Genomic DNA, 8,220 nt, shown 5'->3' with positions numbered 1-8,220 from the left:
GCCGCCCCGCCCCCGGCGCTACCATTCTTTCAGCGAAGGCGTGCGGACCAACGGTCCGCCTCCACCGGATCCAGTAGATCCACGCCATGCGTGGATGGGATGCCAGCAGAAGCAGTGCGGACCAAGGTCCGCACCCACCAGATGCGGTTTCCCGACAGATTCAGCGCGCCAACCCATCCAGCAGCGGCACACGCTGCGCCACGGCGTCGCCCACCTGCAGATCAGCGTCGCTGGCCTCCAGCGGCAGTACCGCCAGTGCCAGATCGCCGGCCACGCTGGCAATGGTGCCCAGCGCCGTACCGTCCTGCTGCACGCCATCGCCGGCCTGCGCCGGTGCTGCGGTATGCAGCAGCTGCACCGCGCGCTTGGCCTTGCCGAGGAAGTGGGTGCGGGCGACGATTTCCTGGCCGGGATAGCAGCCCTTCTTCACGCTGTAACCGTTCAGGCGGTCCAACCCCAGCTGCTGCGGGGTCCACACTTCGCGCTGGCTTTCTTCCAGCCGGGGCAGGCCGTAGCGCAGGTCGGCCTGGCGCCAGGCCAGTGCGAAAGCGGTCTCATCGGCTTCGCCGCCGGCGGCGAAGGCATCGGCGCTGCCAATGCGCAGGGTGCGCGGCAGGGCATCGCTGCCCAGATCCAGTTCCCAGCCGTCACCTGCAGTCTGCGCAATCGCGGCGCCGCTGGCGGCCTCGGGCGCAGTGAACGCGCCGGCCACCGCCAGATCGTTGCGCACCAGTACCTTCACCTTGCGACGGAATACGAAGCGCTGCAGTTGCGACGCAATCGCATCGGCGTCGCCGTCGGCCAGCACCAGCAACACATGGTCTTCAGCCAGCCGAAGCAGCTGGAACACCGCCAGGGTGCGGCCCTTGGCGCTCAACCAGGCGCTCCACTGCCAGTGTTGCAGGGGCAGGGCGGTGACATCGCTGCTGAACTGGGCGTGGGCAAAGACAGCCGCATCCGGGCCCTGCAGGCTCAGCAGCTGGTGGCCGGGCAGGCGCGGATATCCGACGAAAGCAGGGGGCAGGTTGTCAGGCACGTGAACGAGGTCTAAAATTTGTGCGTTGCGAGACCGAACATGATAGGCCAAACAACCCCCACTCCCGACGACGAATCTGAAGCCCCGCTGGTCCCCGCGGCACCCGTGCCCGTGGAACAGGAAAAAGCAGAGGAATTCGGCGGCCGCGGCGGACTTGATCCGGTGCGGTACGGCGATTGGGAGAAAAACGGACGCTGCATCGATTTCTGATCAGCATTGAGCCAACGCGGCCGCGTGCCGCCCAGCCGAGACAACGAGCCCAGCGAATGGCGACCAGACAACGCCCACTTTCCCCGCACCTTCAGGTGTATCGCTGGCAGATTCAGATGGCCACCTCGATCCTGCATCGAGCCACTGGCGTCTTTCTGTCTGTTGGTGCCCTCATCATCGCCGCCGGCCTGCTGGCCCTGATGATGGGGCCCGAGTCCTGGAACTGCTTCACCGGCCATGCCGGGGCCTGGTATGGCCGCGTGTTCCTGTTCGCGTGGACATGGTCGTTCGCCTATCACCTGTGCAATGGCATCCGCCATGTGGTGCAGGACTTCGCCATCGGCTTCAGCATCCCCGCCTTCATCCGCAGCAGCTGGCTGTCGGTCATCGGCAGCCTGGTGATCACCCTGCTGGTGTGGGCCTATGTGATGTTCGGAGGTGCCGCGTGAGCAAGTTCCGTACCCCGTTGAAGAGCGTGCGTGGCCTTGGCTCGGCCAAGACCGGCACCGAGCACTTCGTGCACCAGCGCCTGACCGCCGCCGCCCTGGTGGCGCTGGGCATCTGGTTCCTGGTCTTCGTGCTGAGCCTGCTGGGCTCGGACTACGCGACCGCCGCTGCCGCCGTGGCCAAGCCGTGGAACGCCGTGCCGCTGATCGGCCTGCTGATCGCCATGTTCTGGCACGCGCAGCTCGGCATGCAGGTCGTGCTGGAAGATTACATCCACGAATCGCTGCTGGCCCTGGTGCTGCAGACCGCGGTGAAGTTCGTCGCCGTGCTCGGCATGATCGTCAGTGTGTTTGCGGTGGGCCGCATCGCCCTCGGCGTTGCCTGAGCCCAGGCACCAACACAGGAATCCAGATTAGATGTCCGCTTACAAGATCACCGAACACAAGTACGACATGGTCGTGGTCGGCGCCGGCGGCGCCGGCCTGCGCGCCACGTTCGGCCTGGCCGCCAAGGGCCTGCAGACCGTGTGCCTGACCAAGGTCTTCCCGACCCGTTCGCACACCGTTGCCGCCCAGGGCGGCATCTCGGCCGCACTCGCCAACATGGGCGAGGACGACTGGCGCTACCACTTCTTCGACACCATCAAGGGGTCGGACTGGCTGGGCGACCAGGACGCCATCGAATACATGTGCCGTGAGGCCATCCCGGCCATCATCGAGCTCGAACACTACGGCGTGCCGTTCTCGCGTACCGCCGAAGGCAAGATCTACCAGCGTCCGTTCGGTGGCATGACCACCAAGTACGGCGAAGGCCCGGCGGCGCAGCGTACCTGCGCGGCGGCTGACCGTACCGGCCACGCGATGCTGCACACCCTGTACCAGCAGTCGCTGAAGCACGATGCGCGCTTCATGATCGAGTACTTCGCACTCGACCTGATCTTCGATGACGAAGGCGCCTGCCGCGGTGTGCTGGCCCTGGACATGTCCGACGGCACCCTGCACCTGTTCCGCGCCCAGGGCGTGGTGCTGGCCACCGGCGGCTACGGCCGTGCCTACTTCAGCGCCACCTCGGCGCACACCTGCACCGGCGACGGTGGCGGCCTGGCCATGCGTGCCGGCATCGCCATGCAGGACATGGAGTTCGTGCAGTTCCACCCGACCGGCATCTACGGCGCTGGCTGCCTGATCACCGAGGGTGTCCGCGGTGAAGGCGGCATCCTGCGCAACAGCAGCGGCGAGCGCTTCATGGAGCGCTACGCACCGCACTACAAGGATCTGGCCTCGCGCGACGTGGTCAGCCGTTCGATGACCATCGAGATCCGCGAAGGCCGCGGCGTCGGCGAGCACAAGGATCACATCCTGCTCGACCTGACCCACCTCGGCCCGGGCGTGATCGACGAGAAGCTGCCGGGCATCGCTGAAAGCGCCCGCATCTTCGCCGGCGTCGACGTGCACAAGCAGCCGATCCCGGTCATCCCGACCGTGCACTACAACATGGGCGGTATTCCGACCAATTACCACGGCGAAGTGGTGCGCAAGGATGGCGACAACCCCGATGCAGTGATCCCGGGCCTGTACGCGATCGGCGAAGCGGCCTGCGTGTCCGTGCACGGCGCCAACCGCCTGGGCTCGAACTCGCTGCTGGACCTGGTGGTGTTCGGTCGTGCGGTGGCCAACCGCTGCGCCGAGACCATCAAGCCGGGCGCATCGCACAAGCCGCTGGCGGCTGATGCCTGCGACAAGGCGCTGGGCCTGCTGGACAAGCTGCGCCACGCCAACGGCGACACCCCGACCTCGGTCATCCGCGATCGCATGCAGCGCACCATGCAGGCCGACGCAGCCGTCTTCCGCACCAGCCAGACGCTGAAGGAAGGCTGCGAGAAGATGGACAAGATCTTCGACTCGTTCCAGGACGTGAAGGTCTCCGACCGTTCGCTGGTATGGAACTCGGACCTGATCGAGACCTACGAGCTGAACAACCTGCTGCTCAACGCGGTGGCGACGATCAACTCGGCCGAACAGCGCAAGGAAAGCCGCGGCGCGCATGCGCACGAGGACTTCCCGGACCGCGACGACGTCAACTGGCAGAAGCACACCCTGGTCAGCGTCGACGAGAAGGGCAAGTGCAGCTTCGACTACCGTCCGGTGCACATGTACACGTTGACCGACGACGTGTCCGTAGTGCCGCCGAAGCCGCGCGTGTACTGATCCGACCCCGCCTACCATGCAATCCGCGCCCAAGGGCGCGGGCCGCCTGAGCCAACGAGAGCAGCCATGGCCGAGTTTTCACTCCCCAAGAATTCCAAGATCACGAAGGGCAAGCACTTCCCCGTCAAGAACGGCGGCAAGAACGTGCGCACCTTCAAGATCTACCGCTGGAGTCCGGACGACGACAGCAACCCGCGCACCGACACCTATGAAGTCGATCTGGACGCCTGTGGCCCGATGGTCCTGGACGCCCTGATCAAGATCAAGAACGAGATCGACCCGACCCTGACCTTCCGTCGCTCCTGCCGCGAAGGTATCTGTGGTTCGTGCGCGATGAACATCGACGGCACCAACACCCTGGCCTGCACCCGAGCCATCTCGGACTGCGGCAAGAAGGAAGTGCCGATCTACCCGCTGCCGCACATGAACGTGGTCAAGGATCTGGTTCCGGACCTGACCCACTTCTACGCGCAGTACGCGTCGATCAAGCCGTGGATCCGCACCCAGACCCCGGCACCGCCGGACCGTGAGCGCCTGCAGTCGCCGGAAGACCGCAAGAAGCTCGATGGCCTGTACGAGTGCATCCTGTGCGCGTGCTGCTCGACCAGCTGCCCGAGCTACTGGTGGAATGGCGAGCGTTACCTGGGCCCGGCCATCCTGCTGCAGGCCTACCGCTGGATCATCGACTCGCGCGATGAGGACACCGGTGCGCGCCTGGACGATCTGGAAGATCCGTTCAAGCTGTACCGCTGCCACACCATCATGAACTGCGCCCGGACCTGCCCGAAGGGCCTGAACCCGGCGCTGGCGATCGCCGAGATCAAGAAGCTGATGATGGAACGCCGCGCCTGATCAGGCCCGGCTGTACCCGGTAGAGCCACGCCGCGCGTGGCTGTGCCACCCCAGTAGAGCCACGCCATGCGTGGCTTTGCTGTATCTGGAGAAACATGATGGAAGAAGACGTTCTGCTGAAGAAGCTGCGCTGGCGTTGCCGCCGCGGCATGCGTGAGCTGGACCAGCTGTTCGGCCGCTACCTGGACCGTGAGTGGAGCACTGCGCCGACCGAAGAGCGCGAGGTTTTCCTGTTCCTGCTTGATTGCGAGGACGATAAGTTGTGGCGCTGGTTCATGGGCTATGAGGCCTGCCCACATGCGCACGCGATCCCCCTCATGCAGAAGATCCTCGCCCTCAAGCCTTGAGTGGCGCCCCTCGAGGCTGCAGGCCGCCGCCCAGCTGGCGGTGCTGCTGGCCGCGCCTTGGCTGCTGCGCGCATCGGACCTGCCTTCACGGCTGCTGATGCCCGCGGTGGTGCTGGCCTGGAGCGTCGGGTTGGCCGAACTGGCCTGGCGCCAGCGCAGGCCACGCGTGCAGGTGCTTCTGCCGGTACCGCCCGAGCCGCTGCAGGTGGCCGGGCAGGACGTCGATGAACCACGGTTGGTCGTGCGTGGGCCTTGGATGCTGTTGCTGTGGCGTGAGGATCGGCGGCGCCGGCGCCTGCTGTTCTGGCCGGATGTGCTCGATTCCGGGCAGCGACGTGAACTGCGACTGGCCGTGGCCGCACGTGGCGTTTCCCGTCGGCCCCGGTCGATGGCACCATAAGCTGAATTGACCGGCGTGCCTGCATGTTCAAACCCATTCCCGTGGCCATTGGCCTGCGCTACCTGCGCGCCAAGCGCCGCAACGGCTTCATCTCCTTCATCTCGATGGCATCGATCCTGGGCATCGCGCTCGGCGTCACGGTGCTGATCACCACCCTGGCGGTGATGAGCGGTTTCCAGAAGGAAATCCGCAGCCGCCTGCTGCAGATGACCGCGCACACCACCATCAGCCGCGACGGCGAGCCGATGCCGGACTGGATGCGTGTGGTCGACATCGCCCGCAAGGATCCGCGCGTGGCCGGTGCCGCGCCGTACATCGAGATCCAGTCGATGATCAGCGGCCCGCGCGTGCAGGGCGCGATCATCCAGGGCATCGATCCGGCGCTGGAGCCGAAGGTGTCGGTGATCGACAAGAAGGTCACCAAGGGCAGCTACGACAGCCTCACGCCGGGCAGCTTCAACCTGTTGCTGGGCAAGGAGCTGGCGATCTGGCTGGGCGTGGACGTCGGCGACCAGGTGCTGGTGACCTTCGCCGAAGTGCAGGGCACGCCTGCCGGCGCAGTGCCGCGGATGAAACGCTTTACCGTCAGCGGTATCTTCGAGGCCGGCTACAACGAGGTCGACCGTGGCGTCGGCTTCGCCAACATGCAGGACCTGGAGCGCGTGCTGCGTTCCGATGGTGCTACCGGCGTGCGGCTGAAACTGCACGACATGGACCGCTCGCTGGAAGTGGGCGTGGATCTGGCGCAGAGCCTTGGCGGTGCGTACCGCGTGAGTGACTGGACCCAGCAGAACGCCAACCTCTACCACTCCCTGCGCATGGAGAAGGTGGTGATGGGCATCCTGCTGTCGCTGATCATCGCCATGGGCGCCTTCAACCTGGTGTCCTCGCAGGTGATGCTGGTGACCGACAAGCAGGCCGACATCGCCATCCTGCGCACGCTGGGCCTGACCCCGGGCGGGGTGATGCAGGTGTTCATGGTGCAGGGTTCGCTGATCGGCATCTTCGGCACGCTGGCCGGCCTGATCGGCGGCATCACTCTGACCCTCAACCTGGAACGCATCCTCGGCGCTATCGAGAGCGTGTTCAACGTCAAGCTGCTGCCGGAGGATGTGTACTACATCACCGGCCTGCCGACCGACATGCAGACCGGCGACGTGGTTGCGATCACCGTCGTCGCGTTGCTGATGAGCTTCCTGGCCACCCTGTATCCCGCCTGGCGGGCAGCACGCACCCAGCCGGCGGAGGCCCTGCGTTATGAATAAGGTCTTCAACCGCGGCGATGAAGTGATCCGCGCCGAAGCACTGGGCAAGACCTACGCCGAAGGGCGCATGCAGACCCCGGTGTTCGATGGCCTGGACCTGACCGTGACTGCCGGCGAAACCGTGGCGATCATCGGTGCTTCCGGCGCCGGCAAGAGCACGCTGCTGCACCTGCTGGGTGGCCTCGACATTCCGACCGCGGGTGAGGTCTACGTGACCGGCCATCGCATGTCGGCGCTGTCCGATACCGCGCGTGGCCTGCTGCGCAACCAGGCGCTGGGCTTCGTCTACCAGTTCCATCACCTGCTGCCGGAGTTCACGGCGCTGGAAAACGTGATGATGCCGGTGCTGCTGGCCGGTACTGCAGTGGCCGAAGCGAGCAGCCGGGCCACTACGCTGCTGGAAGCGGTCGGCCTCGGCCATCGCCTGGATCACAAGCCGGGCGAGCTGTCCGGCGGCGAGCGCCAGCGTGCTGCGGTGGCGCGAGCACTGGTCAATCATCCGGCCTGCGTGCTCGGTGACGAGCCGACCGGCAACCTGGATGACCGCACTGCTGCAACGGTGTTCGAGCTGATGCTGGAGCTGAATCGCGCGCGTCACACCAGCCTGGTGCTGGTCACCCACGACCGCAGCCTTGCGCGCCGTCTGGACCGCGTGCTGGAACTGCGCGAAGGGCGCCTGCACGCACTGGCGCACGCCGACGTCTGAGGTGCTGGGCCGCTTTGGTGGAAGCCGACCTTGGTCGGCTGCTCCTGCAGGGCAAGCGCCAACCAGGGTTGGCGACTACCGGAATCCGGAGCCCTGGGCCTGCTTTGGTAGAGGTCGACCTTGGTCGACCGGCGCCTGAATGGGGCTGCCGGTCGTCGCGCCGGCGTTGCCAGCCCAGGCGCATGATGGCGACAGTTCCCCGAGGAGATCGCCATGAAGACCCCGCTTCTGCTGGCTGGCCTCTGTCTGGCCCTGACCGCCTGTGCCACCACCGGCCGGCTCAGCAGCACCGAAAAACTGGAGTTGTACCGTGCCCATGCCGGTGCGCCGCAGAACGACATGCAGTTCTTCGGCACCCTCAATGGCTGGACCGAGCTGGGTGACAGCGCGCTGGCGGTGTGGACCCGACCCAGTGAAGCCTATCTGCTGGAGTTGAGAGGTCCCTGCCAGGACCTGTCGTATGCCACTGCCATCGGCCTGACCAGCCAGATGAACCGTGTATCGGCACGCTTCGACAAGGTGCTGGTGCGCGACCCCACCGGCGGCCCGCGCATGCCGTGCTTCATCGACAGCATCCGCAAGCTGGACGTGAAGGCGCTGCGTGCCTCCGAACAGGAGCTGCGCCAGGCGCAGGTGCAGGAGCGCGAGGAATCCGGAAAATAAACTGGTAGCGCCGGGCCATGCCCGGCGGGGGGCGGGTGGGCCGGCCAGGCCCCGCCCGAACCGCCGGGCACGGGTACCGAGGGGAGG

Annotated in this window: 11 protein-coding genes; 10 read left to right on the top strand and 1 reads right to left on the bottom strand. The window is 66.1% G+C overall.

From position 1 onward, the window contains the following. Nucleotides 1-160: 160 nt before the first annotated feature. Nucleotides 161-1,036 carry a CAF17-like 4Fe-4S cluster assembly/insertion protein YgfZ gene (gene ygfZ / locus ACJ7C5_RS17350; RefSeq protein WP_412704609.1) on the bottom strand — a complete coding sequence of 292 codons (876 nt, stop codon included), beginning with the start codon at nt 1,034-1,036 and terminating at the stop codon, nt 161-163. Between the two features lie 39 nt (nt 1,037-1,075). Here ygfZ and ACJ7C5_RS17345 point away from each other — a divergent pair, with 39 nt between their 5' ends. From ACJ7C5_RS17345 to ACJ7C5_RS17300, 10 genes are all read left to right on the top strand, one after another. Continuing rightward, complete coding sequence (locus ACJ7C5_RS17345; protein WP_005409075.1) at nt 1,076-1,246, top strand: DUF1674 domain-containing protein; 171 nt, start codon at nt 1,076-1,078, stop codon at nt 1,244-1,246. Nucleotides 1,247-1,302: 56 nt separating this feature from the next. Then, nucleotides 1,303-1,695, top strand: coding sequence for a succinate dehydrogenase, cytochrome b556 subunit (gene sdhC / locus ACJ7C5_RS17340; RefSeq protein ID WP_024958620.1), 393 nt, complete (start codon nt 1,303-1,305; stop codon nt 1,693-1,695). Then, a complete protein-coding gene (gene sdhD, locus ACJ7C5_RS17335) occupies nt 1,692-2,078 on the top strand; it encodes a succinate dehydrogenase, hydrophobic membrane anchor protein (RefSeq protein WP_024958619.1) in 387 nt (128 codons plus the stop codon). The genes sdhC and sdhD overlap by 4 nt, the downstream gene beginning before the upstream one ends. 31 nt (nt 2,079-2,109) lie before the next feature. Further along, nucleotides 2,110-3,900 (top strand): succinate dehydrogenase flavoprotein subunit, encoded by a 1,791-nt coding sequence (gene sdhA / locus ACJ7C5_RS17330; protein WP_012510712.1) that lies wholly within the window; start codon nt 2,110-2,112, stop codon nt 3,898-3,900. Nucleotides 3,901-3,966: 66 nt separating this feature from the next. Further along, on the top strand, nt 3,967-4,752 hold the full coding sequence (locus ACJ7C5_RS17325) for a succinate dehydrogenase iron-sulfur subunit (protein ID WP_005409079.1): 786 nt from the start codon (nt 3,967-3,969) through the stop codon (nt 4,750-4,752). A gap of 98 nt (nt 4,753-4,850) precedes the next feature. Continuing rightward, on the top strand, nt 4,851-5,099 hold the full coding sequence (locus ACJ7C5_RS17320) for an FAD assembly factor SdhE (RefSeq protein ID WP_004153155.1): 249 nt from the start codon (nt 4,851-4,853) through the stop codon (nt 5,097-5,099). After that, entirely contained in the window at nt 5,050-5,499 is a 450-nt protein-coding gene (locus ACJ7C5_RS17315) for a hypothetical protein (protein WP_412704608.1), read from the top strand. The genes ACJ7C5_RS17320 and ACJ7C5_RS17315 overlap by 50 nt, the downstream gene beginning before the upstream one ends. Before the next feature lie 23 nt (nt 5,500-5,522). Beyond that, entirely contained in the window at nt 5,523-6,764 is a 1,242-nt protein-coding gene (locus ACJ7C5_RS17310) for a lipoprotein-releasing ABC transporter permease subunit (protein ID WP_014036805.1), read from the top strand. After that, nucleotides 6,757-7,470: a lipoprotein-releasing ABC transporter ATP-binding protein LolD gene (lolD, locus tag ACJ7C5_RS17305; protein WP_412704607.1), complete on the top strand. Its 714-nt coding sequence runs from the start codon at nt 6,757-6,759 to the stop codon at nt 7,468-7,470. The genes ACJ7C5_RS17310 and lolD overlap by 8 nt, the downstream gene beginning before the upstream one ends. 213 nt (nt 7,471-7,683) lie before the next feature. Further along, nucleotides 7,684-8,133, top strand: coding sequence for a DUF6491 family protein (locus tag ACJ7C5_RS17300; RefSeq protein WP_412704606.1), 450 nt, complete (start codon nt 7,684-7,686; stop codon nt 8,131-8,133). Nucleotides 8,134-8,220: the final 87 nt, after the last annotated feature.

Origin of the sequence: Nocardiopsis yanglingensis (assembly GCF_045809185.1) — a bacterium.
GTDB lineage: Bacteria > Pseudomonadota > Gammaproteobacteria > Xanthomonadales > Xanthomonadaceae > Stenotrophomonas > Stenotrophomonas yanglingensis.
The sequence above is the reverse complement of the archived record's forward strand: the minus strand, read 5'-3'. Positions and strand labels throughout refer to the sequence as shown.